Source organism: Borrelia sp. RT5S (assembly GCF_021165755.1).
Taxonomy (GTDB): Bacteria; Spirochaetota; Spirochaetia; order Borreliales; family Borreliaceae; genus Borrelia.
The window spans coordinates 37,109-63,967 of the sequence record NZ_CP088942.1; the positions used below are offsets into that span (position 1 = coordinate 37,109).

General features: G+C 35.2%; 32 protein-coding genes. All 32 read right to left on the reverse strand.

The annotated features are described in order from the left end of the window. Positions 1–6: 6 nt before the first annotated feature. Positions 7–576 carry a DUF792 family protein gene (locus LSO06_RS05525; RefSeq protein WP_231761109.1) on the reverse strand — a complete coding sequence of 190 codons (570 nt, stop codon included), beginning with the start codon at positions 574–576 and terminating at the stop codon, positions 7–9. 8 nt (positions 577–584) lie between these two features. Continuing rightward, positions 585–1,718, reverse strand: coding sequence for a hypothetical protein (locus LSO06_RS05530; protein ID WP_231761110.1), 1,134 nt, complete (start codon positions 1,716–1,718; stop codon positions 585–587). A 143-nt stretch (positions 1,719–1,861) separates the two neighbouring features. After that, positions 1,862–1,996 (reverse strand): hypothetical protein, encoded by a 135-nt coding sequence (locus LSO06_RS05805; protein WP_255673287.1) that lies wholly within the window; start codon positions 1,994–1,996, stop codon positions 1,862–1,864. Next, positions 1,993–2,217 (reverse strand): DUF1322 family protein, encoded by a 225-nt coding sequence (locus tag LSO06_RS05535; protein ID WP_231761111.1) that lies wholly within the window; start codon positions 2,215–2,217, stop codon positions 1,993–1,995. Before LSO06_RS05535 ends, LSO06_RS05805 begins: the two co-directional genes overlap by 4 nt. A 48-nt stretch (positions 2,218–2,265) precedes the next feature. Continuing rightward, a complete protein-coding gene (locus LSO06_RS05540; protein WP_231761112.1) occupies positions 2,266–2,679 on the reverse strand; it encodes a DUF1473 family protein in 414 nt (137 codons plus the stop codon). Then, positions 2,680–3,099: a DUF1463 family protein gene (locus tag LSO06_RS05545; protein WP_231761113.1), complete on the reverse strand. Its 420-nt coding sequence runs from the start codon at positions 3,097–3,099 to the stop codon at positions 2,680–2,682. Further along, complete coding sequence (locus LSO06_RS05550; RefSeq protein ID WP_231761114.1) at positions 3,099–4,175, reverse strand: DUF787 family protein; 1,077 nt, start codon at positions 4,173–4,175, stop codon at positions 3,099–3,101. The genes LSO06_RS05545 and LSO06_RS05550 overlap by 1 nt, the downstream gene beginning before the upstream one ends. A 44-nt stretch (positions 4,176–4,219) precedes the next feature. Continuing rightward, the gene (locus LSO06_RS05555; RefSeq protein ID WP_231761115.1) at positions 4,220–4,759 is read right to left on the reverse strand and encodes a DUF764 family protein; all 540 of its coding nucleotides are present in this window, start codon (positions 4,757–4,759) and stop codon (positions 4,220–4,222) included. A gap of 35 nt (positions 4,760–4,794) precedes the next feature. Next, positions 4,795–5,166: a DUF1506 family protein gene (locus LSO06_RS05560; RefSeq protein ID WP_231761116.1), complete on the reverse strand. Its 372-nt coding sequence runs from the start codon at positions 5,164–5,166 to the stop codon at positions 4,795–4,797. After that, positions 5,166–5,570, reverse strand: a complete 405-nt coding sequence (locus tag LSO06_RS05565) for a DUF3890 domain-containing protein (RefSeq protein ID WP_231761117.1) — start codon at positions 5,568–5,570, stop codon at positions 5,166–5,168. Before LSO06_RS05565 ends, LSO06_RS05560 begins: the two co-directional genes overlap by 1 nt. Before the next feature lie 2 nt (positions 5,571–5,572). After that, on the reverse strand, positions 5,573–6,499 hold the full coding sequence (locus tag LSO06_RS05570) for a hypothetical protein (protein ID WP_231761118.1): 927 nt from the start codon (positions 6,497–6,499) through the stop codon (positions 5,573–5,575). Positions 6,500–6,517: 18 nt separating this feature from the next. Then, a complete protein-coding gene (locus LSO06_RS05575) occupies positions 6,518–7,129 on the reverse strand; it encodes a DUF228 domain-containing protein (protein WP_231761119.1) in 612 nt (203 codons plus the stop codon). A gap of 46 nt (positions 7,130–7,175) precedes the next feature. Beyond that, positions 7,176–7,685, reverse strand: coding sequence for a DUF1357 family protein (locus LSO06_RS05580; protein WP_231761120.1), 510 nt, complete (start codon positions 7,683–7,685; stop codon positions 7,176–7,178). 9 nt (positions 7,686–7,694) lie between these two features. Then, the gene (locus tag LSO06_RS05585; protein ID WP_231761121.1) at positions 7,695–8,897 is read right to left on the reverse strand and encodes an anti-CBASS protein Acb1 family protein; all 1,203 of its coding nucleotides are present in this window, start codon (positions 8,895–8,897) and stop codon (positions 7,695–7,697) included. A 636-nt stretch (positions 8,898–9,533) separates the two neighbouring features. Further along, a complete protein-coding gene (locus tag LSO06_RS05590; RefSeq protein ID WP_231761122.1) occupies positions 9,534–10,118 on the reverse strand; it encodes a hypothetical protein in 585 nt (194 codons plus the stop codon). 12 nt (positions 10,119–10,130) lie between these two features. After that, positions 10,131–10,676, reverse strand: a complete 546-nt coding sequence (locus LSO06_RS05595; protein WP_231761123.1) for a hypothetical protein — start codon at positions 10,674–10,676, stop codon at positions 10,131–10,133. Between the two features lie 48 nt (positions 10,677–10,724). Continuing rightward, complete coding sequence (locus LSO06_RS05600; RefSeq protein WP_231761124.1) at positions 10,725–11,315, reverse strand: hypothetical protein; 591 nt, start codon at positions 11,313–11,315, stop codon at positions 10,725–10,727. Between the two features lie 308 nt (positions 11,316–11,623). Then, positions 11,624–12,379: a hypothetical protein gene (locus LSO06_RS05605; protein ID WP_231761125.1), complete on the reverse strand. Its 756-nt coding sequence runs from the start codon at positions 12,377–12,379 to the stop codon at positions 11,624–11,626. Between the two features lie 148 nt (positions 12,380–12,527). Continuing rightward, entirely contained in the window at positions 12,528–13,199 is a 672-nt protein-coding gene (locus LSO06_RS05610; protein ID WP_231761126.1) for a hypothetical protein, read from the reverse strand. 741 nt (positions 13,200–13,940) lie between these two features. Beyond that, complete coding sequence (locus tag LSO06_RS05615) at positions 13,941–14,240, reverse strand: hypothetical protein (protein WP_231761127.1); 300 nt, start codon at positions 14,238–14,240, stop codon at positions 13,941–13,943. Beyond that, positions 14,221–14,784 carry a hypothetical protein gene (locus tag LSO06_RS05620; protein WP_231761128.1) on the reverse strand — a complete coding sequence of 188 codons (564 nt, stop codon included), beginning with the start codon at positions 14,782–14,784 and terminating at the stop codon, positions 14,221–14,223. The genes LSO06_RS05615 and LSO06_RS05620 overlap by 20 nt, the downstream gene beginning before the upstream one ends. Positions 14,785–14,960: 176 nt before the next feature. After that, positions 14,961–15,875, reverse strand: coding sequence for a hypothetical protein (locus LSO06_RS05625; protein ID WP_231761129.1), 915 nt, complete (start codon positions 15,873–15,875; stop codon positions 14,961–14,963). 265 nt (positions 15,876–16,140) lie between these two features. Next, the gene (locus tag LSO06_RS05630) at positions 16,141–16,905 is read right to left on the reverse strand and encodes a hypothetical protein (protein ID WP_231761130.1); all 765 of its coding nucleotides are present in this window, start codon (positions 16,903–16,905) and stop codon (positions 16,141–16,143) included. A gap of 263 nt (positions 16,906–17,168) precedes the next feature. Further along, a complete protein-coding gene (locus tag LSO06_RS05635) occupies positions 17,169–17,873 on the reverse strand; it encodes a hypothetical protein (protein ID WP_231761131.1) in 705 nt (234 codons plus the stop codon). 225 nt (positions 17,874–18,098) lie between these two features. Then, positions 18,099–18,959 carry a hypothetical protein gene (locus LSO06_RS05640; RefSeq protein ID WP_231761132.1) on the reverse strand — a complete coding sequence of 287 codons (861 nt, stop codon included), beginning with the start codon at positions 18,957–18,959 and terminating at the stop codon, positions 18,099–18,101. A gap of 284 nt (positions 18,960–19,243) precedes the next feature. Continuing rightward, positions 19,244–19,990: a hypothetical protein gene (locus tag LSO06_RS05645; protein ID WP_231761133.1), complete on the reverse strand. Its 747-nt coding sequence runs from the start codon at positions 19,988–19,990 to the stop codon at positions 19,244–19,246. Positions 19,991–20,208: 218 nt separating this feature from the next. Continuing rightward, entirely contained in the window at positions 20,209–21,060 is an 852-nt protein-coding gene (locus tag LSO06_RS05650) for a hypothetical protein (RefSeq protein ID WP_231761134.1), read from the reverse strand. Positions 21,061–21,378: 318 nt separating this feature from the next. After that, positions 21,379–22,197, reverse strand: a complete 819-nt coding sequence (locus tag LSO06_RS05655) for a hypothetical protein (RefSeq protein ID WP_231761135.1) — start codon at positions 22,195–22,197, stop codon at positions 21,379–21,381. A gap of 298 nt (positions 22,198–22,495) precedes the next feature. Then, positions 22,496–23,323 carry a hypothetical protein gene (locus LSO06_RS05660; protein WP_231761136.1) on the reverse strand — a complete coding sequence of 276 codons (828 nt, stop codon included), beginning with the start codon at positions 23,321–23,323 and terminating at the stop codon, positions 22,496–22,498. A 292-nt stretch (positions 23,324–23,615) separates the two neighbouring features. Beyond that, positions 23,616–24,341 carry a hypothetical protein gene (locus tag LSO06_RS05665; protein ID WP_231761137.1) on the reverse strand — a complete coding sequence of 242 codons (726 nt, stop codon included), beginning with the start codon at positions 24,339–24,341 and terminating at the stop codon, positions 23,616–23,618. A 303-nt stretch (positions 24,342–24,644) separates the two neighbouring features. After that, positions 24,645–25,625: a hypothetical protein gene (locus LSO06_RS05670; protein WP_231761138.1), complete on the reverse strand. Its 981-nt coding sequence runs from the start codon at positions 25,623–25,625 to the stop codon at positions 24,645–24,647. Between the two features lie 554 nt (positions 25,626–26,179). Next, positions 26,180–26,839: a hypothetical protein gene (locus tag LSO06_RS05675; protein WP_231761139.1), complete on the reverse strand. Its 660-nt coding sequence runs from the start codon at positions 26,837–26,839 to the stop codon at positions 26,180–26,182. Between the last annotated feature and the right edge of the window lie 20 nt (positions 26,840–26,859).

Genomic DNA, 26,859 nt, shown 5'->3' on the forward strand with positions numbered 1-26,859 from the left:
CCTATTCTAACCTTTATAGTTTGAAAAATTAAAAGTTTGAACTACTTTAATCTGTAAACTAATATCTAATTCATCAATAAACGGAGTGCTCCTCATTTTCAAGGAATTAATGATTGCCGTCTCGTGAAACCCTATGAAAGGGCCATACACTGTATAATAAACTCCAGCTCTAAATCTTTCTCTAAACTGCATCTTGATGAAGTTAGAATTAAACTCCATCACACTGTTTGCAAAGGGCGTAGCTCTTAAATTGTCAAGCAAAACCTTTTCATAAAGAGATGAGAGCGTTGCGTTATGCAGAGTAATTACTTCTGGATTTGCAGTAACGTTATAATTAACGAATTCACTACGCCTGTTTGAAGGATTAATAACTGCCCTCTGACTACTAATGCTGGTTAAATGCTCCTCAACAGACCCTTTTTTGGGAAATACAAAAAAAACTTGAGGAAGATACCCCAGTCCTTTAAAATCAGGGCGTGGGAAGAGTGCAATAAAGTTAGATGCACTTGAGAGACTTAAAATTTGACTCACAATTTCCTTAATAAGTAGTGTTGTTTTCTCTAGCATGCTATGCATATAAGCTCCTAGGGCATTCGGGAGCTCTCGCTGCCCACCTTGTAGTCATGTATATTACTACCTAAACAATTCTCTTGTGCACTGTCTTTTAATGAATCTGTTAAGTTATTAATAGCATTCTCCATATTAAGAAAAGCATCGCTTAAGGGTTGAATAATATTCTTTTCGAAATCTAGTGAATTTACACAAATTAAAAGATCTCTGATTTGGTCTGTAAGCAATTGGACATTATCTTTAAAGCTCACTGAGATAATGCTATTCGCATCAGGCCCTTCGTTTGGGTCTAAATTGCGACTAAAGCTTGCAAGTGCACCATCAATCTTATTCTTTACTAGATCGCCACTTAAACATTCATTATTTTCAAATTCGTTGATGGGTTTATTGTCTAGCATGCAAGCATTACTATTGCTTCGATCTGTCTTATTAATAATTGAAGCCAGCCTACTCTGGTCACCTTTAAACAAATCATACACAACAGACACAGCCTCCTCATTGTCTTGCACGTGCCTGCCGGTCTTAATACGGCTTGCAAGTTTAACAGCATCAAGCAATGTCTCCTCACTGCTTGGGGTTTCGCCTCTAGCTAGCAAGGATTTAAATCCACAAGTCTTTAAAATGAAATCATTCATGTCTACTTGAGTTTCAAACTTACCCGTATCTGCAAGCATGTCTTTTATTCTTTTATTTTCAAAATCACTATAAGTTGCATCTTCAATGCCTGCAAGACTAGTACCATTTGACTGCACTAAATCTGTGTTCGGGTTTTTATGTCTAGCATTACCAATACCATCAAATTGTTTACCCCAGTTAAATTCTTTAAGACCATTGTGCAAATCTAATTTAATATTAAATTTATCTTGAATGTTTGAAGAAAAGAGATGGGAGCCTGGACCATTTAAAAAATCACGCCTCTTGGGCGCTTTACTTAAGCTAGAATCGAGATTGCCCTCAGATTCCCTATTGCTAGAAATGCTTTTTAAAGCAAAGTCCAAAGGATTGTCCGTTCTAGGCATTAAATCCAGCAAACGTATTAAGCTTGGTAAGAGATTTTCAATTAAATTACCAGATAAGTCTTTCTCATCACTGTGCTTGCCCTCTTGTTTTAAAGGATCAAGCAACACACCTTTTGCACAAAACCCCAATGCGCTGCATTCCTCTGTGGTTAAATCTAGGTCATTATCTGACTCTGGAGTACTAATAAAGGGTAAATTAGCATTGTTAATACCTTCTTTAAATAAATCTTCTTGTGCTCGTACTCCTGAAAGAAAAGATCCAATCTGCTTTCTCAGGAAGTCCTCTTCCCCGAACCCATTAAGTCAGGAAGATGCAAAGGCCTGTTGCTTAAAGAAGGAGCAGGGAGTAGAAAAAAATCTTCAATTGTGTCATCAAAAACAAACTGCCGTTCTGGGCCGTATCTCATAAAACCTCACATGCCCTTTTTGCTAAAAATTTTTCATAAATTTCCTTCTTAAGCTTTAAATTAGCAATTTTGTTGATTTCTACAAGTTCAGTGTATTTAAATTGCCTTACTTCCTCATAAGTACAAACACCCATTAAAACAGGGAAATAATACTTACAAGCCTCACTCCTTAAGTATTTCAAATATGAAAAATAATCATTTAAAGCAATATTATGACTCATTATCGCACCTTTGTTTAAATTCACTTATTTAAATACAAATCTAATAAATTACAAAGAAACCAGGCTCTCGTAATTCCACCTATCATCAATATGAGAATACTTAACAAAATTCCCACCAGAGTCTTGTTGGCTTTCAACGTACACCAAACTAGGTTCCTTAAGTCCTTCAATTTTTTCTACTAAAGAATACTGAACAGCAAAAAGAATGGTGGGAAGGGCATATTTATACAAAAATGAATGTCTTCTATTGTTATTAATAATTTCGTAAAATTCATCAAAAAAGACAGGAGATATCATTAAAGAACTTATTCTTTTAAGTACTGAAAGGTCGTTAAGCTCACGTCTTAAAGTTTCTTGATTAACATCAAATCCCAAAATAGAATCCCATTCATACATAGGAATATCTCTTAATGTGTATTCATAAATCTTGTCTTTAGATAAAATTTTTAACTTGTACCGCATCTAGTTCCTCTCAACTTCACAATTGATTGCATGTATTACAAAATTAACAGCCTCATTATCATTTGAATAACTCCTACTTGGCACTTCAGCAAAAAATGCACTATTGGACACAATTTTGAGGCCCATTTGATCATTAAATACCAATGGTTTAAGTTTTTCTAATTTTGAAGAATTAGAGTAAAATTGCTCATTGCTAAGTTTGGTTAAAAGCTTATAATCAAGAGAACCTTTAGTTATCTCTAAATTAAATATGTGCGTAACGGTACGTGGATCCCTGAAACTAGGAATTGGAACATTTCTGTCCTCCGTACTTGCTGTAGCCATGGTGGAAGGAGATGTTAAATATTGTATCCTCCCTCTGTCTATTAAAGCACCTGCAAAGCTAAAAAATACTAAATCTAGTGAATAGTATTCCTTCATTAAACAGCCTCCCTTTTTAAATAATCATTAATATCATCGCTAGTTATGTCTAGGACAACACTTTTAAAACTGTCATTGTATTTAACACGAATTGATAAATTTAATGCCAATCCATTGCTTGCCTTAAGCTCAAGTTTAATGTCAGAGAAAGATACAATCAGTCCCGCATCTGTGAAACCTTTAAATAAACACTCAAGTCCTGCTGTGTATGCGTTGTTGCCGTCTCCAACTTTTAACTGGCTAAGTTTGCTATTTTGTCTATTGTTACGACTCCAAATACGAATGAGCTCACGGGTGGCTTCTGTTCTTAAGAGATAATACGTAAAGGCCTCATCAATTGCATTACCGGCAAGATCAACTCCTTCTTTGAATGCTAAAACCCCATCTCTTCCCGTTTCATTGAGTAGAGAATAAAAATTAATATTGTTTCTTCGCAACGCACTAATTAAACTTGCATCATAAATTGGACTCGCTTTAAGTGTAAGCCCATAAGGATTTACAGAATGAAAAATTGATGCTTGATGTAGATACTGGGATATAAACTTAAGATGTAGATCATCATTATCCTTTACGTAGACAAGAATTACCCCATCAAGCTCACTTGAACTCCTATCCTTTAAACCCTTGGGCAAATCCTTGCCCTTAGTTGGCAATACAATAAACCTAGCCAGCCCCCTTAAAGCTTCACAATCACCCTTTAAAGAACCCTCAGCTGGCTCTTCTATGAATACCACAAAGGTGTGTACATGCTCACCTAGGAATTTTGTTGCCTCTTTAATATCTTGATAGATGTACAAATCAACAGACCTCAGGCCTTCGGATGCAAAGAGGGAAGAAAACTTACCTGCAAGAAGAGTTCGCTGTGTCTCAGCCGTCTTCTTCCGAGTCTCGTCACTGCTGTATTCCTGTCTGAGCTCAATGGATGCTATGCTTTCTTTGTAATTTGAAATATTTAAAACAAAATGCCCTTTACTTAAACAGTCACTTTTGTAAATAAGTAAAGGATTATAGTAGCCAACATTATTTAGCTTAACCTTATTTTCAATTAAATTAACCTTAATTGTATCTTGTGGCATATAATCTCCTTTTTAAATCTAATTTTTAATTTCTAGTCTCAACTTTAACTTGCAATCTCAGTGGCCTGTATGTTCGCTCTGTAGGTCTGACTTAAACCCAGAACTGCCCTGTTTCTTCTCCCTGAAACTTTTACAAAACCGTTATTATTTAAATTACTTGTTGCATTTATGTAATAAGCTAGTGACAAGCTATCTGAACTCTTAAGCTTTTTCGTAAACTCGAATTTATGAGAATTTGAGTGCAAAAACTCCAAAAAATGCTCATAAATGCCATGCAAATTGCGGTAAAGCTCTCTTTCACTTAAATCCCTAACAAATCCCATAAAATGAAGAGTAAAATTTAGCCCAAATTCATTAACATTCTCGTAAAAACCACCACTCCTTAATTCGCGAGGAGCAAGACCCTCGTATCCTTCTGGCCTTACCACAAGTAAATCGGGATGCTTATCTTGTAAATCACTTAAATAAAGATTACCCTGCAAATTTAAAAGCTCTATTTCTAGACAATGCTTCCTTAAATACTCCTTAAATTTAAGGAGTATTTTTATTAGAAATTCTTGAGATTCACATAAACCTAATAACATACCCATCCATTACCAATTCAGTTAAATTCATGCAACTAAAGTCCCTGAAGGATTAAAGTGGTATAGCCAATTTCATTTTGAGCATACCCTGTTATGCTAATAATCTCTAGCAAATTTTTATTAACCATCACATGCTCTTCCGGCCTGAAATCAAGAAAATCTATTGTATAAACTTTAGCAAAAAATTCATTGGCAAAAAATTTTGTATCAAAAAGCTCAATTTTCTCTTCTCTTGTAAGTGGTAGGAAAACACCAGCAAACCTGGCAACATTATTTTTGCTAATCCTTTTCTCGTAAGAAGCATTAGCCTCATTCTTAACTAAGACCTTTTTAAATAAAAACATAGGTTGTGCATATCTTTTAATACTGTTCTTTAAAGATAAATTAACTGCTTCAATTCCATTCATCATACAACTCCTATTAACACTCTGTTTTTATCCGTAATAATTTCATCCAATAAATTCTTAAATGCAATACAAAAATCTCGGCTTGAAGCCTCTTCTCTTACCACATAGTCGCAATACTCTACCGATATTTCATTAAATCTCTCTGCCTTCACTTTACTAGAGTCAAAATGAGTAAGCCTACCTCTTTTCTTAAGTTCACATCCCATGAAATAATAAATGAGTAAAAATGCCTTACCTACATTTAAATCCCCTATGCCTATGTCCCTGCTATGCAAGACATCCTCAAGTAAGCTTAAATACATATGAAATTCACTAATGCTGAACTCTTCTGCTTTAAGCATAAGCAAGCTCCCTACCCTTGAATATGTTTCTTCCAATGAACTTAAAATTCCTTCGCAGTTCATCTTTATTTCCAAGTTACTTTAAGTCTAAGTATCGAACTCTCGCTTGCAAGAATACTACCAATAGAAAAATCTAGAAAACTAGTTCTGAAGTTACTACTCGATATTTGTGTATATGCATTAAGCACAGGCGGATGCCCATCCTTTAACAACACAAGTCTAGGGCTTCTTGGATAAATTAACATCTCATCTTCTAGTAAATTCGTAGTTTCAAGATCAATATCAGCATCATTATTTATTGCTCTTAAGCAATCAAATAACATATCCTTGTATGAATAATGATTATTCGGTAATCTTTGTAGCAAAAGACCCTTAATCCTAGGGGTAGTTAAAACTTTAAAAGGAACACTCCTGTTATCTTCTAAATTAATCTCTCCAATCTCAGCATTGCAAGCTTTAACTAAATCTAGTGCCTCCCCTACCTGTACTGTCTTATCTATTTGTCCTGGAAGATTAAGTAGTCCATACATGGTCTCTTGATTAGATTCATCAAGAAGAAGAGTTCTATTCTGCTTCTTATCTGAGAAGCAAAGTCCACCCCTTAAGTATTGAGCACTTATCAGTTTGTGTATCTCAGCTATTGAATACCTGAGCCCCTCACTCATATTAATATTATTAACAGCTTGTATGTCCAATTTTCCATCAGGGGCATAATACGTAAATGCATACTGAAACGGTAAGTAGTTTAGCGACACTACTTGCCTCTTAAACTTAACGGTAGCAACCGTACTAAAATCATTAACCTTAAGCGTTGGCGGCCCTGTTAGGTTTGAATGCCACTTTACAACCCTCTCGCTTGCAAGTGATATATCACTAACCTCTACTTGCTCATTATCAAAGAAATGATAGTACTCCGGTATTGGTCTTTGGATAGATAAAGATTCCCTTATGGTATTTATAAATTCTTCATTATTAAATAGACTTTCACTCAATGTTTTAATTCTCCTTTTTTAACTATCTTTCTTAATCGGCTTGCTTATAAGCATAACTCTTGCACCGTAATACCCAGCTTTATCTTTAAACTGTAAAGCATCACTTAAGGCTAATGCGTGCATGTAAGTGCCCTTGCTCTGAACCCTCTTAAGCACACCCGACTCATCAAAAGCTAACCTATCCCCAGATTTAACATCCTGACTAGCAAGTAAAACACATTCAAAACTACTAGCAACCGATACTACTGTTGCTGTCCTGGTAAACTCATCATAGTCTATGCAAATACCATAAAGATCCTCCTCTCCTCCTCGTGCAACTCTGTCCCCAACCCCATCACCAACAACAAGCTTTACACCACACTTGTAGCAAAAATCAACCGCTTGATAATTTTCAAATTTCTCTCCTGCAAAAAACTTAAGCCCCCCTTTGTGTGCAAAATATATGTCCCCAGACCCAAATTTGTCAGGTTTACTGAAAACGGATGGGTATGTGTTACAACTTACACTCTTAAGTTTTTCCAAAACCAATGTTTGCTTGTTCTGCTCAGAAGATAAGAATTGACTCCCTACCTTACTCTTACCGTACTGTACTGTGGTTAAGCTTACCCCCAGATCACTTTCGTCCTGCATAAAATATTCTCCTTATATTTTTTTAAATTAAAACCTTTAAATTAACTTAAGACTTGGCGCTATAAAATTCTTGCCTAATTTGTCCCCACTCATTAAGCATGGCTTGCCTTAAGTCCTTATAACTATTAATTACAACTGATTTGTTACCTAAACTTAACTCCTCTCCTAAGCCTGCCTTACTAAACGTCATCAAGCCATATGAATTATTGCTATTCTTGCACGCATCAATATTGACATTAGCAAGCCTTAAAAGCATATCTTTAGTCTTAAAGCTTATGTTAGCAATATCAAGAGTGCCTGCAATTGCTAATATCTGCTTACTATTAACATATTTCCTTATAAGCTGAAGGGACTGCATGTCTAGTACCTCAGTTAGCGAATTACCTGCATTTAAAAGCCCCTGTGTGTTATATCCCGCACTTAGATTGTCATCAGCAAGCCTGGTAATCCAAACAGCTCGACTAAATAATTCATCTCCCAGCGCATCATTACCGCTTAACTCATCAACCCCATCCAAACTTGCATCCCGCTCCAAATTTTCCCCCAACTCCTTCATTAAACCTCCTTAAAATGAAAAATTTAATCTATTCTTAAGTGACTCTATCTCAATATCACTTAAAGAATTATGCTTTATAATCTCTAAATATTTAGAATATGCATCTAGCATCTTTAGGTCTTGTTCCAATCTTTGATCATCGCTTAATGTCATCAGGTCATTAAACCTCATATTTAATCTGTAGTATTTATTAAGCTTACTGTTAACAGCAGTCGCAGCCGCCTCTTGTACGGTACACAAAAAATCAACATAATTAGTCCGGTCTCCCTTCCCATCACTCCCTAATCCCTTGACCTGTTCATTAAAACTGCGAGTTAAGGGTTCCTTGGTATCTGCTCCTATTTTTGCTTTAACCAAATCAAATGCATCCTTTAAAAAAGAAAGGTCGTACTTTACTACCTCCAAACTGGCTTTCTCATCCGCACTGTAAAATATCCCATCATTACTCAAACCTTCCTTAAGTTTTGCAAGCACATCCCCAAGACCATCCCCTCCCATGTCTTGACCCCTACTCTGTTTGTCACTATTGTTAAAAAATGTGGCAAACAATCCCCTGCTCTTACCTTGCCCACTAACCTGAGTCCTAGAATCATGCAAAGCCTCCATGAGCCCAACCAGTTGCTCATCCTTGTAAAACAAAAAATTATATTGCTCAATTCTCTTCTCAATTTCTAGGTATATCTGCTCAAGTAGACAAATATCTAGAAGTAAACTCTGTGTATAAACGGGTGCATGCGATTTTAATATATGATCAAAATTTTCATATATTATGACTCTACTCCTGTGCATTAAAATGCTAGTCCCATCACCCCGCAAGTACTCCACATAATCACTCTCACGATCATCCCGAACCCGCCCATAGTCTAGGTATTTAAACCCAGCAGGAAGCTCGTCGTTAACCCCTCTGCTTAAATCCTCATCTAAAGACTTGGGTTTAATTAAAATATATCCCGCCCCATTAAACCTATAACTTACCATAGCCTCAAGAAGGGCTTCCTTAAGCTCCAACTCCAAAGATAACAAATCAAACCCAGAGGCAACCCAAGAAGAGTCTAAAAAATCCAGCTTAATACCAAGACGCAAAGCATCCTCTGCTGATGTTTCAATGTAATTCCTGAAAAATATTGAGTACCTGTAAAGCTTTAAAGGATCTATCTTCTCCCCAGGACCCAACACACCTTCAAACCTGCTAAAACCTTTTTTAAATATCATAATTTAAGTATAACAAAAAACTCTAATTTTTATACTCATTACAAGTTAATAATTAATTTAAAATTAAATTAATTCCATTTCTTTGCTATTAAACCCGTGTTCAAATAAATAAAGAGTTCACGGTTAGAAAATATCTATTCATGAACTCTTGAAGAAGAATGTATGAATAAAATCAACAAAAGGTAATAAGCACAAAAAGAGCCTATTACCTGCTGTTCATTTGTATTTTAGAGATTCGACTCTTTTATAATAGGCACAATAGCCAAACTGAACCACCGAGGCGGCATGCCAACACCAAGGAATAAGCCAAAGAACAAACCAATCACGCTCCCCAGCAGTACTAAAACAAATTCAACAATGCTTAAGAGTACAGCCAAGACAAACCGGACGACTCTTACGGTTGAAATAAAAACTGTTCTAGCAATCCCTCTTAATAACTCCCTACTCTCCAAGAAAAACACCCCTTACATTAAAAATAGGAAACCACGCCTACCCCACTTAAAGGTAATATAGATCAATTTAAGCTAAAATCATGCCCAAGCTGTGGAATTTGAACAATATTTTTAACAAAAAAGGAATGCCCCAGTAGACATTCCCCTTTTAAATTCTATTGTATCCTAACCATTATAAACTAAACTAAAAATCATGCTCTTTTAAAAAATTGGGAAGCTCAACATCATACTCCGTATCATCATGAGCTACTAAAGTAAATTTAAGCTTATCCTTTTGTTTAAGTTTTTCAACAAATTCCTGTTTAAGATAAACAACTAAAGTATTTTTTACCTCCACAGGAAAGACTAAATCTAAAAGCTCTTTATTATTTTCAACAGGCGCTATGTGAAAATCCTTAATACCTGCAAGTTGTGCACTACGCTCTGTCATATCAAACATAGACATCTGTGCATCCAGACCTCCAAAGATAACATTTTTAAAGTTAAGCATTCTCTTCTCGCCAAGTATTCTAAACTCAAGGCGATAAGAGGGGAAAGACTTACCTAAGAGCTCCCTATAAGACTCTTCATAGTCCTGATATCCCTCACCTTCCTTGCTTAAAACTTCCTTCTGGAATAAAATACTTTTTATTTTACCAGCATGATTTACTCTCATCTCGTAAGTCCTAGAGCAAAGATGTTCACCACAAGACTCCGAAACACCTGCTGAGAGATAAGATAAACTTGAAACACAGAGTAATATGGGAAAAATTATTGAAACAAATCTCATAAACACACCTCACTAACTAAAATTACTAGAAAATCCATCAGGATTTACAAGTTCAACGGACTCAATAAATCTGAGTAAATTTCTTGAACTAACTTTGAAAGCATAATCCTTCTTAACACCACTTTCCTTCCCTACGGTAGTAAGAGAAAAAGATAAATCTTGTCCACTAGCCTTATTTGCCAACTCTTTCCATCCCTTTATGCAATGACCCAATTCAATATTAATACTCATCTCCCACAAATCATCATGCTTGTAAACTGTCTTGTTAGCATCAGGTGAAACACAAACCTCACTTCCAGCCAATTTAATATCTTTAACCAAAAACTCATCCGCTTCCTTAAACTGTGCATATAAGTCACAATACCTTGTGAAAAGATCATACTTTAATGTAAAAGAATCGTATCCATTTACTAAATCCAAGTTAATAGACCCCGCATAACTATTATTGCTAACATACTCAATGGAAACCATTTCTGATTCCTTGTACGAATTCTTACATGATATAAATAAACTTAAAACAAACAATAACGAGATTAAAAAAATATTTCTATTTCTCATAAGTTGTTACCTCCTATATACTAATATTTGCGCCTTTACTGCACTGCATTAATCTTGTACAACGCTATCGATTTTTCTAATAGCAAACTCCCTAGAAGCCCTAAGTGACACGTGAATTATGTTCATTAAAGCCTTATCTGCTGATAAAGTAGCCTTTAAAACCTCAAGCACTACACTTAAAATCTTAACCCTTTCTATATCTTCTGTCTCTTCAATTTCCTCCTCAGCCTCCTGTATTAACTCAAGCTCGTTGTAAGTATGACTTAACCCCTGGTTAATGCGCCTTTCAATATCATCCATAGTATGAAAATCCATCCTAATCCAATAAAATAAGTCCAATATATTATCTGTAACCTGAATTACAAACGAAGAGGCAATTTCTTGAGAAAACTTATCTCTTATTAGTAAAAGGTGTTTATTAAGCCTAGAAGTCACAGCGGAAACAATTTCAACCTTTTCCTTTATTCTATCTATTTCATAGCTAACTTCCCTTAAAATAGGAGTAGAATAAACCAAATCTAGTTTAGCTAAAACAGTACCTAAAGCATCCAAAGCGACCTTCTCTAGCTTCCTGGCTACGCTAACATCACGATTCATACTTAAGTAATTAGAAACTTCTTCCTTATCCAACACACCCATCTTTAGAAAGTTAACATTATTTAAAATAACACTCCCATACTACTTTAAACAAAACCCTACCCTGCTAATATATTGATATTATAAGGTCAATTACAAGATAATTTATTCATTTAACTAAATCAATATTGTCTACTCATTATATTACCTATCTTTAAAAATTGCTAGAACAAAACAACTTAAACGCTTAAACTTAAGCTTTGCCACTAATATATAAAAAAAAGGCCCCAAAGCTTAAGAGCTCTAGGACCTATCTGGGTTTATAATGTACTTTGTTTACGTTTTTTAAATGTACTTCATTTTGTAATCTTTTAATCTCTTTTTCTTTCTAATCCAGCTTTCAATCTTTCAAAGGGCCCATCAGGTTTGTCATCTGACAGCAACTCCTGAAGTTTTGCCAAAACCTTACTGTTATCTTCCTGCTTGCCATCAAAAACATCATTTAATCTTTGGAAAAATAGACTTAAAGCAGTTCCGTCACAACTTGAACTGGCAAGAACAGCTTTTACTAACGCATCCACTTGCTCCTCACTCTTAACGTCACTAATAGTGGTAATCCCAGCGTCTTCTAAAATCTTCTTCCCAGCTCCCTTCCCATCATCAGAACCTTGTATCCATCCAATTAAATTTTCAAATTCATGTGACAACGGCTGTTTCTGGGTCCCCTCCTTTACTAGGTTATACCCCCTCTTCATAGAATCAACCAAACTTTTCCTCTTGGAATCATCTTGGTCGTTCTTTTCTAACCATTCAAAAAAGGCTCTCCTCCTCTCCTCGTACCTCTTAATATCTGCTGCGTTCTTCCTGTCGAGGTTTACCTTAACAGCACCAGCACCACCTAGGAACCCCTTAAACCCTTCAAAACGCTTCCTCTCACTGCTTAAGCTTGCAGACGTCGTACCCTTTCTTGAAGATGAAACAGATCCTGAAGCAGAAAACTCAACCTCTCCATCTGGCCCAACTACTCGCCCCTCAATACTTCCCTCTAAAGACGTGACCTTGCTACAAAGACCACAGCCAGAAATGAAAACCAGCGTGCACACAAACAAAACATTAAGATTCTTCATTGCCTCTCCCTTAACCTTACACATGAGCAAGGTACAACAAAAATTTTAAATAAAGCCTTCTAAGCAAGAATCAACCCTTAAGTTAGTAGCACCTCAGGGTTAATTCTTGAATCTACTTCTTAAATTTACAATTTAATCATCTTCTTTTTTACTCAAGAGTACTTCTTAACATATCAAACTCTTCACCATCAGTTTCATCGGTTAGCAACTTAATAAGACCTTTGAAAACCTCTTCATTGTCTCTCTCTTTTTTCTCGCCTTTGCCTTTAGTCGCCCCATCAGCAAGACTATCGTCAAACACCGCCCCTAATTCCTCAAAGAACGTCTTTATAGCACTACCTCCGCTTTCTAGGTCCAAAGCATCTCCAGCTCTCATAACGTACCCAACCAAAGCACCCACTTGCTCATCACTCTTAAGGTCGCTAGATGTCCTAAGGCCAGCTTTCTTCATCCCCTCGTCGCCCTGTCCTTGCTCAATTATTTCTTTGATTTCTTGTGAAGTCTCAGCCTTTTCTTTTATCAAGTCGTACACTTTCTCCATAGCATCCGCTATTTCTTTCCTCTTAGAATAATCAGGATCATTGTCTTTTAACCACTCAAAGAATGCCTTCTGCTTAGCACTAGCAGCACCTCCCCCCTCGTAGAGAACCCCAAGAACATCATCTAAAGATTTTTCTAAAGAAACAACCTTTTTATCCGCTTTCTGTCTAGCAACACGCTCCCTCGCCTCAGGGGTGTCTGAATCATCACTAATAATGTACAACCTACAACCAAACACAACAATACTCAAGGATACAAATAAAATACCAATACGCATCATTTTTCCTCCTTCTTTAAAAACACCTTACCCATTCTGGAATAATTCTATAGCAATAAACAAAATAAACATTGAATTATTATAATAAGTTCTTTTGAAGAGAAACTGATCCTAAGGTTTAAATAACACTTTTGGGCATCATCTTCATTATTGCCATTCTGTAACTTTTATTTTTATTCTAAACTTATTATCTTTTTGGATTTAATTGATATTTAAGCGTAAAGCTAAGTATCTTAAAAAAAGGCCACAAGACCCCCTATTTTCTATTTAAAATTCTTGTATCCCAATTCCCGTGAAATCCACAACACCCCAAACGAGATATCCAACCCCCAAGCGCCAAGAGTCATACAGATCAACAAGCCCCCTGATCCGTAACGACTCACCCAAAGCAACACATCCATTCTCCTAAATAATTCCCCTCTTCTCATTATCAAATGATACCTAATCCCATACTATTAACCATCATTATACTACAATTCTTAGATAATAAAAATATTAAAATGTAATATTTCAATTTAAAATACAATATTTTTGTTTCCTGTTTGTTCTAGTATGCACTCAATTAATCACTGTTGCTAAAGCCTTCTTAAAGCCAACTTCTTGTTTATTGTCATTTGAAGCATGAGGGTTTTATACACTAATTAAAACATAGCTCCTATAAAACACCTAAGAACAGAAATGGAATAAGGCAAAAAAACAAAAAAGAGAGCCCTATAAACAGGCCCTTTTTTCCTTAAACTTAAATTATTTAATCCTAGTATTTAAGATAATTTTAGTCATATCCTGAAGTTTAGAATCGGTCTTAAGAATAATATTACTGAACTCGTCCATCACCTGTGCCTCATTGCCTATCTTTGATGCTGCTTCCTTTACATAAGTTTTAATATCCTGCATAGCTAGATCTCTTTTGGTAATAAATTCATTAAGGAGTGCAGCTAACCTTTCGTTTTCACTCTTGTTGCCCTTAACTTTTTCCAGATTGTCGTCTTTAAGCTTACTTCCCAGTAAGATTCTAGTTTGATCATCAAGTGCTGCTAATAGCAATAGCACCCCCAGTAACTATATCTATTTCTGCTTTCTTGTTACCGCTACTAAGTTGTAATGCCTTAATTGACTCGTCTAGTTCTTTGTGTGTGGTGTTGTTGTAACCTAGACTTGCATGAATTTTAGGCTGATCCTTTGATGTTGTTAAAAGTGTTACCTCGAAAGGAATTTCAACTTTATTTTGTGATGATGGTGCTTCAAAATCTGTCTTCAACTTAGCCATTCCTGCCTCGTATGCATCTCTCCTAACCTTCAACGCCTGAAAGGCTGCTGCTGTTTCTCGTGCTGCTATTTCTGCTGATGTCTTTACCCCTAGTGTTATCCCTGCTCCAGATTGCCCTGTTGTTCCTTTTGATGCTTGCACCCTTGCGCCCGTCATTTCACCTGTTCTTAATTGGTCTGTTGCCGTTCCCGCTCCCTCACTCTCCTTTTCTTCGCCTGTTACTGTTTTTGGAGTTACGCTACCTGTACGTGGTGTAACTTGCCCACAAGAAAACAAAGCTACCACTAGTAACAGAGGAAACATAAAATTAAACTTCCCCATCTTATCCTACTTCTTTATTACTTTATTGCTGTCCTTATTAAGTAATGTTGTAACTTGAGTATAGTTATAACATAAGAAAAGTAAAATCTAGTTTAAAAATTTAAGCTTGCTTCTTGCTTGTGGTAATAAGATGATAAAAGGCCATAAAGATATGGCCTTTTATCACAGTTTTAATTCTATCTTATGCCTACTAAACCCAATAGAACTTTAATGTCAAGAGGAGCTTCAAGCATAGCTCGTCGGTGCTTACCAATGCTTTCAGTAGTGCTAACTTCATTAATCTTCCCTAATTCTTTCTTCAACTGCGCATGATCAGATTTGCTAGATACTGCTCTTTTTACTATATCTTGAACTTCCCTAATAAACCCATCTCTTGCACTCATAAATTTATCAAGCTCTGCTGTAAGCTTATCTAGCTTGTCCTTATCATTCTTAACAGTTTCCAAGGTTTCATTCTTTAAATAAATATCTAATACATCTTTGGTGGTATCATCAAATGCAGCTAAAGTATGCAATATCTCAGACACCATATCTACTTCCTTTTGCTTACCAATATCAACAAGCCCTAATGCCTTAATTGACTCGTCTAAGTCTTTAATGATGCCATTATTATAATCTAAGCTTGAATGTATTCTAGCTTGGTCCTCTATTGTTAAATCTTTTTCCTGAGAGGGAATTTCAACTTTATTTTGTGATGAGGATGCTTCAAAATCTGCTTTCAATTTAGCCATTTTGTTCTTATAATTATCCCTCTTGGTTTTCAATCCATCAAAAGCTACTTCTTCTGCTGTTTTTACTTCCACTGTCCCTGGCTGTCGTACTGGTGAACTCCCGCCTACTGTATCTACTGTCTTTAATTCTACTTTCTTTTCTTCCCCTGTCTTTGGTCCATCTGCTGCTTCATCACCTATCCTTACACCTAATTGTCGTCCCAATGCCACTAGGCCTGCACCCAATTGCTGCCCTAGATTTTCCTCACCCAAATCTTTCTCGTCATCCGATGCCGCGCCGCCCTTGCCTGTTAAATCTATGTTACAAGCCATTAAAGCTAATAACAACATTAGAAAAACAATTGTATTAATCTTTTTCATCCCATTCTCCTTCTTATTTTATTCTTATCACTACTTAATAACATTATCCTTTAATAATATTATAATATAAGAAAGATATTCTACAATAAAATTAACAAAATTGCAGGTTTTTGCAAAAGATTCAAAGACTTGCTTACATTTTTCAAAACAGGAAGCATAAATGTTAATTTGAAAGCCGAATTATGTTGGTAGGGTTTAGCTGGACAACTAAAAACCCGAAAAGGCCATATGCTATGGATTTCGGGTTTAGTTTCAGCTGAAGATGTTACTTAACTAAAATTCCAATATTGATTTCATTAGCTTTAATAGCGCTAATTGTACTATGATAGTATCCAGCCTCACCAGGTGTAGTAACTCCAATAGTAGTATTAGTAATCTTATCTAATTCCGCCTTCACACCTGCCTCGTTAGCTTTTTTTGATGCCTCTTTTATTATTGTTTTAATGCTTTTTATAAACGCACTTCTTTTAGTAGTAAATGCTTTAAGTTCTTTATCTAGTCTCTTTAGTTTCTTATTGTCTTGCTTAATTTTTTCTAAAGAGTCTTCCGTTAAATGCTTGTCTAATATCTTTTCAGTAGCATCATCAAGCTCAACTAACATTGTTAATACATTAGTCACTGTTTCCCTTTCTTTGTCCCTATTGTTAACAGAATCATTAAGTTGTAACATGCCAATTACGGAATTCAGCTTTCCAATAGCTTCATTGTCATACCCCAGGCTTGCATAGATTTTCTCCCTGTCTATTGAACCTAACAATCCACCAGGCATTGACACACCATTTCGCTTTGTTGGATCCTTTTCTTTAAATTTCGTCCTTAAGTCTTCCATTTTATTATGGTAGTTATCTCTCTTGGTCTTCAATGCATCAAGCACTGCATCAGCTTCGGCTTTAATCTCCTCCTCTGTCTGTCCCTGATCTGAGTCTTGCCTAGCATCCGGTTTTACACTGCCTCTCTTTGTTACCTTTATACTACAAGCAACTAAAACCACTGATAATATTAGAAAAACAACTGAACTAATCTTCTTCATCGCGTTCTCTCTCCTGCTTTCTCGTTACACTATCGAGTAATGTTCCCTTATTAAACTACTACCCCCTAGGTAACATAAACTAAGGAAAACATTATACCGTAAAACTGGTAAAATTCTAGTTTCTTACAAAAACGCAAAGACTTGCTTACATTGATCAAATTTAAAGCGAGATGTGGAGAAGAATGAAAAGATTAAATAATGGATAATAAAAAATAAAAAAGGCCATATCAGATATGGCCTTAAGGGTTTAGTTTGAACTAAATTTATTGATTAACTAAATTTGCAATCTTGACTTCACTGCTTTGAATATTTTCAACCACACTACGTTGGCTTTCATCCACGCCAACTTTAGAGCTACTTTCTGTTAGCATCTTTTTAAGATACTCAACAAATGTATCTCTTGAGGTAATAAATTTATCAAGCTCTCCAGCAACCTGGTTAAGCTTATCCTGATCGCTCTCAATCTTTTCCAGGTTTTCATCCGTTAGGTGCTCTCCTAATACTTTTATGGTGGTTTTATCAAGCTCAGCTAACATTGCTTGTACATCCGTCACTGTACTTGACCTTGAAGTACTAATGCTCTGAGCGGGTACCCCATTGTTTGTCGTTAGTGACTCAATTTTTATCTCAATTTTTATTTCTACGTCAATCACTAAGTTAATGTACTCATCTCTCTTGGCCTTCAGTGCACTAACTTTCTTGCAGTCCCCTCCCCCACACTCGTCATAGTCGGGTCTGTAGACATCACACTCATCATATTCACTGTACTTGCTGTGCTTATTCTTCTTATGTTTGTTCTTCTCCTCGTGTTTTTGTTTTTTGCGTTTATATTTCTCGTATTTTTGTTTATAGTACTCACACTTTTCGTACTTGTACTTGTACATTGCCCCACCAGGCGGGCCATCTTTCTTACAAGCCACTAAGGCTACTACTAGTATTAAAAAAACAACCATACTGATTCTTTTCATCTTATTTTCCTTCTTGTTGTACCAGACAGTGCTACCAGAGAACACCACCCCTCTGGAGTAGTATTTTTTAGTAACATATAAACCATTAATAACATCCTGCCGTAAAGTTAGCGCAATTCTGGGTTTTTACAAAAATTTAAAGTTTGTTTCTTGCCAGGGGAATGAAAGAAGGCCATCTCGCTATGGCCTTCGGGTTTAGTTTGAGCTAGACTTGAACTAGAGCTGCTAATTAAATAAGCTTGCAAGAGCTGTTGTATTCTTTTTAACAGCCTCAACCTTGCTATGAAGATATCCAGCCTCTCCGGCTGTAGTAGAGCTAGTTGCCGAAGTTTTTGCAATAATCTTGTCTAATTCTGCCTTCGCCTCTGCAGAAGACTTAGTTTTACTTAATGCCTCTTCTATTGACCTTTGAATACCTTTGATAAAGTCATCTCTTGAAGTAATAAACGACTTAAGCTCTGCAGTAGCCTTTTCAATCTTATCCTTGTCGTTCTTTATTTTTGCCAAGTTATCGTTCTTCAAAAGATCATCCAATATCTTTGTAGTAGCATCTTCAAGCGCAACTAACAGGCTAAATATACCAGCAACTGTTTTCTTTCTTTCTGGATTATCAATCCTACCACCATTACTTAAACCATCAATTGATTTGTTTAAATTTTCAATAGTCTTATTGTCATAACCTAGACTTGCATGAAACTTAGGCTGATCTTTTGCCTTTGTAAAATCAGTTATCCCACCAGGAATTTCCACTTTGTCCTGTGTTCGTAGCGGTGCCGTTCCTAGTGCATCATATGCTGCCTTTGCTGTATTAATTTTACTACTGTATTCATCTCTTTTATCTTTCAATATCTTAAAAGCTTCCGTAGTTGCGGCTGCTAATTGTTCAGCCCTTGCTTGCTTCTCCTCATCCGCCATTTCTTCGTCTGACACCTCTTGAGATGCACCTGTTTGCCTTGGGCTTGTACTTCCTGCTTCTACTGTCTTTTTATCTGATGTTTGTTGTTTACCATCACCCGTTTCTGCTTGACTACAAGACACAAAAGACAATGCTAATACTAGAAGAAACATAATACTAATCTTTTTCACTCTTTCTCTCCTTTTTGTTGTTCTACCTTTATTCATTATATTCTTTTCTAAGAAATATTCTTAGTTTATAACAATATAAATTTATTTCTTTGTTCTTTAATATAGAATATTAACTAAGAATATTAAAATACTAGTTTCTTACAAAATTTTTAAACTTTGCTCCTCTTGTTCAAACACTAAATATTTTGGGGGTAGCAGTAGAGCATGGCGACATATAAGTGTAGTAGAAGAGGAATAAAAACAAAAGAAGGCCAAGTGGCCCTCAGGTTTAGCTTCAACTAAAGTTATGACTTCATTAAAGCATCAAGTGCTGCTAAATTAGCTTCAATAGCTGTAAGCTTGGCATTACAATATCCAGCCTCTCCGGGTGTAGTAACCCCATCAAGTATATAAGCAATCTTCCTTAATGCGTCCTTCAAAGTGTCATGACTGGATTTGCCTGTGTATGCCTCTTTTATTGATTTTTTAGCACTCTTGATAAATTTATTCCTTGAATCAATAAATTCATTAAGTTCTGCAGTAGCCGTCTCGATCTTAGCCTTGTCGTTCTCAATTTTTTTCAAATTAGCATCACTCAAAAGATCATCTAATATCTTTCTAGTCACATTTTCAAGCCCAGTTAGCATGCTTAGTAAGCTGCTCACCCATCCTATCTCTGTATGCTTGTCGCCACTACCAAGTTGTAATGCCTTAATTGATTCGTCTAACTTCTTTATTAATTCATTGTCATAACTTAGGCTTGCGTGAAGTTTGCTATTGTCTTGTACTTTTTTTACTTGCTCAGGTATTGAAACTTCATTTTTTGAGTTTAATGCATCGTATGCTGTCTTTGCGTCTTTAAGCTCTTTATTGTACGCATCTCTCTTGGTTTTCAATGCCTTGTACGCTTCTTCAGTTTCAACTGCTAATTGATTCGCTTCCTCTGCTAGCTCTTTGGGTGTTTTTTGTCCGCCATCTGCTTTTGTTTCCAGATTACAAGCAACCAACACTACTGCTACTATTAGAAAAAGCACAATACTAATCTTTTTCACTCCTACTCTCCTTTTTGTTTTTTATAATATTACTAAAGAATATTCTTAGCTTATAACTTATGTCCTTTAGTAATATTATAAACTAAGATAGTATCCTTTTTAAAACTAACAAAAACATAATACTTCTTTTAATAAAATTTAAGTTTGGCTGTTGTGTTGGAAAAAATGAAAAGAAGGCCACTTACTATGGCCTTCTGGTTTAGTTTTAACTAAATTTATTATTTCATTAAAGCATCAAGTGCTTCTTCATTTTTCTTAACAGCCTCAACCTTGCTATGAAGATATCCAGCCTCACTAGGTGCAGCAGAGCTAGTTACTTCATCTGTTGCAATAATCTTGTCTAATTCTGCCCTTGCTTCGTTTGAAGAAGTAAAGTTAGTTGTATGCACCACCTCTATTGTCTTTTGAATACTTTCAATAAAGGCATCTCTTGAAGAAATAAATAACTTAAGTTCTGCAGTAGCCTTCTTGATCTTACTCTTGTCGTTCTCAATTTTTGTTAAGTTTTTATCTTGCAAATGACCATCCATTATCTTTTTAGTAGCATCTTCAAGAGAAACTAACAGGCTAAATATACCAGCAACTGTCTGTATTTCTTTAGCATGAGAATTAACATCGCTAATACTCAAACCTTTAATTACAGTATCTAACTTCTCTATTAAATCATTATCATAACCTAGGCTTGCATAAATTTTAGCCTGGTCTACTGCCTCTGTAAAACCAGTTATCCCAACGGGAATTTCCACTTTATTTTGTGTTGCTGTTATCCCCGTTGCTAGCGCCTCGTATGCTGTCTTTTCGCTTTTAAGTTTTGTATTGTATTCATCTCTCTTGGTTTTCAATACCTTAAACGCCTCTGTTGTTTCAGCCTTTAATTCATCTCTTGTCCTCTTCTCTTCTTTGGTCATTTTCTCGTCTGATGCTTCTTGAGGTTTATCTGCCTGTATTGGGCTTGTACCTCCTGCAGCTGCTGTATTTTGCTCTGGTGTTTGTTGATTACCACCAGTCTCGTCTTGCATACAAGCCACTAATGCTAACATTAGAGGAAATATAACACTAATCTTTTTCACTCTTACTCTCCTTCTTATCTTTCATTACCTTTATTCATTATATTATAAACTAATATTATTTCTTAGTTTATAATAATGTTCTTTAGAAAAGAATATAAACTAAGAATATTAAAATTCTAGTTTATTTGAAAAAATTCCATTTTTGCTTCCATTGCTTTAAACACTAAATACTTTGAAGGTGGTTTGGCATTGGAGAGGCATGAGTCTTATGTAGCAAAAGAGAGTAAAAATAACAGAGCATAAAATTAGAAAAGGCCATATTGCTATGGCTATTGCTATGGCTCTAAGTTCTAATTTTAACTTCATTACTTCTTAACTCTACTTAACCAAGTCTGAAAGTGCTTCTACATTCTTCTTAATTGCTTCAACAGTAACATGATAATACCCAGACTCATCAGCGTTAGCGGTAGTTTTTGTTTTGTCAGCAATCTTGTCTAATTCTGCCTTCAAATTTGTTTCGTCGCTTCTATTTGTATGTGCTTTTTCTATTGTCTTTTGAATACTTTCAATAAACTCCTTTCTTGAAGCAATAAACTTATTAAGTTCTGCAGTAGCTTTTTCGATCTTATCCTTGTCATTCTCAATCTTTGTCAAGTTAGCACCTTTCAAATAAGTGTCCAATATCTTTTTAATAGCATCATCAAGGTCAACTAACACTTGGAGGACAGCACTTGCTGTCTTTATTTGCTTAGCATGAGTAGTAGCATTACTAATTTTTAGACCCTTAATTGATTCGTCTAACTTCTTTATTAACTCATTGTCATAACCTAAGCTTGCATGGATTTTAGGCTGGTGTCTTCTTGTTGTTAAAATTTTTAACTCGGAAGGTATTGAAACTTCATTTTTTGGTTTTAGTGCATCATATGTTGTCTTTAGGCCCTTAAGCTCTGTACTGTAGTCATCTCTCTTGGTTTTCAATGCAGTAAGCGCTGTTTTAGTTTCTTCTGCTAGCCTTGCATCATCTCTTTGCCCTGGTGTTTGCTTACCTGCTTCATCTGACTGTGATTGGCCCCCTGCTGCACCACCTGCACCTGCTCCACTGCCTGTTCCTGATTGTCCCTCACCTGCTTCTTCCTGCTTACAAGCAAACAAAGCTACCACTAATACTAGAAAAAACATAATACTGAATTTTTTCACTTTATTCTCCTTTTATTTTTTTATTACCTTTGTTTATTATAAAATACATTCTTAGTTTATAACTATATTCTTTAATATACATTATTAACTAAGAATTCAAAAAATCCAGCTTTTTTGAATTCGTTAAAAACCTAGTTTATTTGAGAAAATTTAAAGCTTACTTCATGTGCTCAAACACTAAATATCAATTTTGAAGATGGAATAGTGTAGGGTTGCTAAGATATAAGCATCAACAAGGGATAAAAACAAAAAAAGACCATATCGCTATGGCCTTAAATTCTAGTTTTAACTAAAATTATTACTTAACTAAATTCTCAAGAGCTGTTGCATTAGCCTCAATAGCTTTAACCATGGCAGCACCATATCCAGCCTCGCCAGTTTTAGGGTCGGTAGTACCACTAGCAGCTCCAGTAATCTTGTTTAACGCTGTCTTCACATCTGAAGAGCTAGTTTTACTTGATGCATCTTTTATTATCGCTTCAGCACTCTTAATAAATTTGTCTCTTGAATCAATAAACTCTTTAAGCTCTTTAGTAGCAGTCTCGATTTTAGCTTTATCATTCTCAATTTTTGGCAATTTATCGTCTTTTAAATGCGTACCCAATATCTTTGTAGTAGTATCATCAATGCCAATTAACGTTTCAAGTACCTTGTTCACTGTTTCTATTTCTGTGGTTTTAGAACTCTTGTTAGTGCTCTTAATATCTAATACCTTAATTGCTGTGTTTAATTTGTCTATTAGATCCTGATCATAATTTAAACTTGCATAAACTTTAGGCAGGTCTGTGTCTTTAACTCTTATTTCCGTCACCCCAGTAGGAATTTCAACTTTTTTCTGTCCTGTTGTTCCCAGTGTATCATGTGCTGCCTTTTCGCCAGTCATCTTCTTATTGATTTCTGCTATCTTGTCTTTCAATGCAGTAAGTGCATCTTCTCTTGCTTTCTTTGCAGCCGCTTCTTCATCTTTTTTCTTTTTCTCTTCCTCTGCCTTCTTTGCTTCGTCTGCTAGCTCTTGAGGTGTCTTTGTTGTAGCTGTTCCCTCTGCCTTCTCACCTGCTTCTTCTTGCTTACAAGCAAACAAAGCTACTACTAATATCAAAAAAAACATAATACTGAATTTTTTCACTTTATTCTCCTTTTTATTTTTTACTATCATTACTAAAGAACATTCTTAGTTAATAATGATATTCTTTAGTACATATTATAAACTAAGAATTCAAAAAATCCAGTATTTTTGAAAAAATTTAAATTTTACTCATCTTTTAACAAATGCTAACTATTTATTTTATAGGGAGGAGGCGATGGGGTGAAGTCAAAGCATAAGTAGCATAAGGACGCATAAAACCGAAAAGAGGCCCATAAACATGGGCCCTTTCGTTTTACGATAAATTCAATTGATTTAATTGTAGTTTTAAGCTCTACTCAGTCTCACTGGGTGAAGTAGAACTAGTAGCTGCTGCAATAATCTTATTTAATTCTGCCTTGACCTTCGTAAGGTCCGCTTTATTTTCTGCTGCCCCTGCCGCTGCTGTTGCTGCTGCCTTTGCTGCCTTTTGGGTAATTCTAATAAATGCATCCCTTGAACCGATAAATTTACCAAGTTCTGCTACAGATCCTTCTAGAGCATCTTTGTCTTTCTTCATTTTTTCAATCATCTCATCTGATAACATCTTGTCAAGTATGCGGGTAGTAGCTTCATCAAGAGTAATTAACATACCTAGTACATAATAGACTATTTTTAATTCTTCTTCTTTTTGCTTGCCGTTAGTAGTATTAAGATTTAATACTTTAATTGCATCATTCAAATTTTGATTTGTAACATTACTGTAGCCTAGACTTGCATGAATTTGGTCCTTGTATTTACCTAACTCTTTTTTTAATACTTCAGGAATTGTTACTTCATTCCTTGATGCTTCCTTTTCAAACTTTGCCTTTAAGTCAGCAATTTCTTTTTTGTAGCTATCTCTCTTGAATTTCAATTCTTTCAAAATTGCTTCTTTTTCGGCTTCATCTGCTGTCGCTGCCTGATTTGCATCATCTACCTTTCCTTTTGAAGTTACGACGCCAATGCCAAATCCACCCAGTTTACATGAAACTAAGGTTGCTACTAATATTAGAGGAAATATTATATTAATCTTTTTCACTCTTGATCTCCTTATTATTTTACTGTCATCACTAAAAAATAACCTTATCCATTTGTAATGTTATTTTTTAGTTCCATTACAACCTAAGACTATAGCCTAAATTAGTAAAATTCTAGTTTTTGAAAAAATTAAAGCTTACTTCATGTGCTTAAACGCTAAAATATTAATCTTGGAACTTGGTGGCGGGGATAGATGAGAAGTAAAAAGCAGCATAGAATGGAAGAAAAGGCCATATACCACATGGCCTTTTTAATTTAGTAAAATTCAATTAATACTCTAACCGGCAGTGCCGCTGGAGTAAACCTAGAGCTTAGTTGCAAGCTCAATAATCTTCTTTAATTCTTCTCTCACCCGTGTAGCATCATTCTTTGTTGCTGCTGTTCTTATTATTCTTTGTACGTTCTTTATGAAATTACTTCTTGGCTTAGTAAATGAATCAAATATTTTGCCAAGCTCATCGATTTCGCTCTTATCGCTCTTAATTTTTTCAAGAATATTGTCTCTTAACAGCTCATTAAATATCTTTCTAGTAGTATCTTCAAGATCAACTAATATTTTAAATACATCGGATACTACTTTTATTTCTGTTGTCTTGCCACTATCAATTGATAATGTCTTAATTGCTTTATTTAAAGCTTGAATTGCAGTATTACTGTGGCCTAGGCTTGCATGAATTTTATCCTTGTCTGCTTTTATAACACTTCTTATCTCTGAAGGTATTTCCACTTCATTCTTTGTTGCCAACTTATTAAATCGTGTCTTTAAGCCTTCCAATCCTCTTTTGTACTTATTTATCTTAGCGTTTAATACCCTAAACGCTTTCTCAGCTTCAGCTTTTGCCGCTGCCGCTGCTTTCTTTTTTGCATCTTCTTCAACTTTCCTTGCCTGATTTTCATCATCTGCCTTCCCAGCTTCCCCTTCTGCCTTTGAAACGTCAGCCGCCTTTACATTGCCTATTGCCTCTACATTATCATCCTTGCCCGCTACTTTCTCATTATCCGCTTCCTTTGCCTCGTTTACTGCCTCATTACCATCCGCTTGTACAATTTCATCCATTGCCCCTAATTCTTCCTCCACATCCTCTACTAGTCCGTCCTCGCCTGTCTCTACCTCATTCTGTTCTGGCACTGCTTCATTTAGCGCTGTTTCATTTTTATTTGTTTTTGCACCTAAAGTTTTTGTATTCTCTGGTTTTGTGCCTCCATTACCAAGCTTACCTAGATTACAAGAAGCCACCAAAGCTACAGCCAATACTAGAGGCAATATCATATTAATCTTCTTCATTTCACTCTCCTTATTACTTCTATAATAGTTATTATTAAATAACTTTATATTATAATAATAATATTTATTTAGTTTCATTATAAACTAAGACAATAATTATACTCTAAAATTTGTAAAAATCCAGTTTTTTTGGAAAAAATTAATTTTTGATTGTCCGTATTTCAGATCTACTCTTTGCTATATAAGAAAATATGTCTTTATATATTTTTCTAATTATTTTTGGAAAATTGATTCTGAATCAAAAGAAATTGATTACAACTTTGTAAAAGCAAGACATTTCGCAAACAACGGGCACATTAAAGATCAGGAACTACTAGAAACGAAAGATAAAACAAGATAACTGGACTAGAATAAAAGACAGCTAAAATAGCCGAGGCAGTATTAGGAAATCAAGACCTCCTAGTACTGTCCTCATACCTTAGAACAATGTTATAGCAAAATGTATATATTTAAATTAAATACCATATTTTTATTATAAATTTATACTGATTAATAATGTTAATCAACATAACCTTTAATTTTAAGATAAACCTATGTGTTTATTTTAAAAAGAGTTATTCATTCCATACTGGAGTTTTAAAATCATATTTGGATAAAAAATTATCAACTTTTAAATTATACTCTTTATTATCATGAGAAATTAAAGTAAATCTTAACATCTCCTGATTAACTAAGGAGTTAAATAAGGCGTCGTTGAATGCAATTTTGAAAACATTTACTACCCGTACTGGATATTGTCCCAAATTCTTGTCATTAACATCACCCCTACCAATCTGAAAATACGCTACGCTTGCAGACCCAAAATCCGGTTCAACCATATGGTGTTGTCTATATAGCCTGGCATCCAGTTCATTAAAGATTACATTCTTAAAATTCATTAGAAATCCATTATTGATTACAACGAATTCCAGGTAGTAAGATGGATAAGAATCTATTAAATTGCGCTTTCCTTGCTCATCTAGTCGCTTAAAACTCTCAGAGTTAGGGTTTACATCTAATTTCTTAAAAAAGATACTCTTAATACTTCCAGACTCAAATTCTTGAAAATAAGATCTACTCATAATGACATCGTCATTTAAGCTATTGGAATAATATATCCCTTCTTTAGTACTATCCGTATTTGTAAATATGTTAAATAGCACCACAAGAATTGAAAAACAAAATACAAATAACCCAATAAGTATTATTAATGAAATATACTTAACAGCACTCATGTGTTCTCCATTGAATAACT

What these genes read in the sequence shown, in the direction of transcription:
- LSO06_RS05600 (WP_231761124.1), bottom strand. Translation starts at nt 11,315, where the DNA reads ATGGGTGTGTTGGATAAGGAAGAAGTTTCTAATTACTTAAGTATGAAT.
- LSO06_RS05550 (WP_231761114.1), bottom strand. Translation starts at nt 4,175, where the DNA reads ATGCCACAAGATACAATTAAGGTTAATTTAATTGAAAATAAGGTTAAG.
- LSO06_RS05575 (WP_231761119.1), bottom strand. Translation starts at nt 7,129, where the DNA reads ATGCAGGACGAAAGTGATCTGGGGGTAAGCTTAACCACAGTACAGTAC.
- LSO06_RS05605 (WP_231761125.1), bottom strand. Translation starts at nt 12,379, where the DNA reads ATGAAGAATCTTAATGTTTTGTTTGTGTGCACGCTGGTTTTCATTTCT.
- LSO06_RS05670 (WP_231761138.1), bottom strand. Translation starts at nt 25,625, where the DNA reads ATGAAGAAGATTAATATGATATTGCCTCTAGTATTGGCTGTAGCTTTG.
- LSO06_RS05630 (WP_231761130.1), bottom strand. Translation starts at nt 16,905, where the DNA reads ATGAAGAAGATTAGTTCAGTTGTTTTTCTAATATTATCAGTGGTTTTA.
- LSO06_RS05595 (WP_231761123.1), bottom strand. Translation starts at nt 10,676, where the DNA reads ATGAGAAATAGAAATATTTTTTTAATCTCGTTATTGTTTGTTTTAAGT.
- LSO06_RS05565 (WP_231761117.1), bottom strand. Translation starts at nt 5,570, where the DNA reads ATGAACTGCGAAGGAATTTTAAGTTCATTGGAAGAAACATATTCAAGG.
- LSO06_RS05590 (WP_231761122.1), bottom strand. Translation starts at nt 10,118, where the DNA reads ATGAGATTTGTTTCAATAATTTTTCCCATATTACTCTGTGTTTCAAGT.
- LSO06_RS05545 (WP_231761113.1), bottom strand. Translation starts at nt 3,099, where the DNA reads ATGAAGGAATACTATTCACTAGATTTAGTATTTTTTAGCTTTGCAGGT.
- LSO06_RS05625 (WP_231761129.1), bottom strand. Translation starts at nt 15,875, where the DNA reads ATGAAAAAGATTAATACAATTGTTTTTCTAATGTTGTTATTAGCTTTA.
- LSO06_RS05610 (WP_231761126.1), bottom strand. Translation starts at nt 13,199, where the DNA reads ATGATGCGTATTGGTATTTTATTTGTATCCTTGAGTATTGTTGTGTTT.
- LSO06_RS05535 (WP_231761111.1), bottom strand. Translation starts at nt 2,217, where the DNA reads ATGAGTCATAATATTGCTTTAAATGATTATTTTTCATATTTGAAATAC.
- LSO06_RS05560 (WP_231761116.1), bottom strand. Translation starts at nt 5,166, where the DNA reads ATGAATGGAATTGAAGCAGTTAATTTATCTTTAAAGAACAGTATTAAA.
- LSO06_RS05635 (WP_231761131.1), bottom strand. Translation starts at nt 17,873, where the DNA reads ATGAAAAGAATCAGTATGGTTGTTTTTTTAATACTAGTAGTAGCCTTA.
- LSO06_RS05620 (WP_231761128.1), bottom strand. Translation starts at nt 14,784, where the DNA reads ATGGGGAAGTTTAATTTTATGTTTCCTCTGTTACTAGTGGTAGCTTTG.
- LSO06_RS05675 (WP_231761139.1), bottom strand. Translation starts at nt 26,839, where the DNA reads ATGAGTGCTGTTAAGTATATTTCATTAATAATACTTATTGGGTTATTT.
- LSO06_RS05540 (WP_231761112.1), bottom strand. Translation starts at nt 2,679, where the DNA reads ATGCGGTACAAGTTAAAAATTTTATCTAAAGACAAGATTTATGAATAC.
- LSO06_RS05580 (WP_231761120.1), bottom strand. Translation starts at nt 7,685, where the DNA reads ATGAAGGAGTTGGGGGAAAATTTGGAGCGGGATGCAAGTTTGGATGGG.
- LSO06_RS05525 (WP_231761109.1), bottom strand. Translation starts at nt 576, where the DNA reads ATGCATAGCATGCTAGAGAAAACAACACTACTTATTAAGGAAATTGTG.
- LSO06_RS05555 (WP_231761115.1), bottom strand. Translation starts at nt 4,759, where the DNA reads ATGTTATTAGGTTTATGTGAATCTCAAGAATTTCTAATAAAAATACTC.
- LSO06_RS05805 (WP_255673287.1), bottom strand. Translation starts at nt 1,996, where the DNA reads ATGAGATACGGCCCAGAACGGCAGTTTGTTTTTGATGACACAATTGAA.
- LSO06_RS05585 (WP_231761121.1), bottom strand. Translation starts at nt 8,897, where the DNA reads ATGATATTTAAAAAAGGTTTTAGCAGGTTTGAAGGTGTGTTGGGTCCT.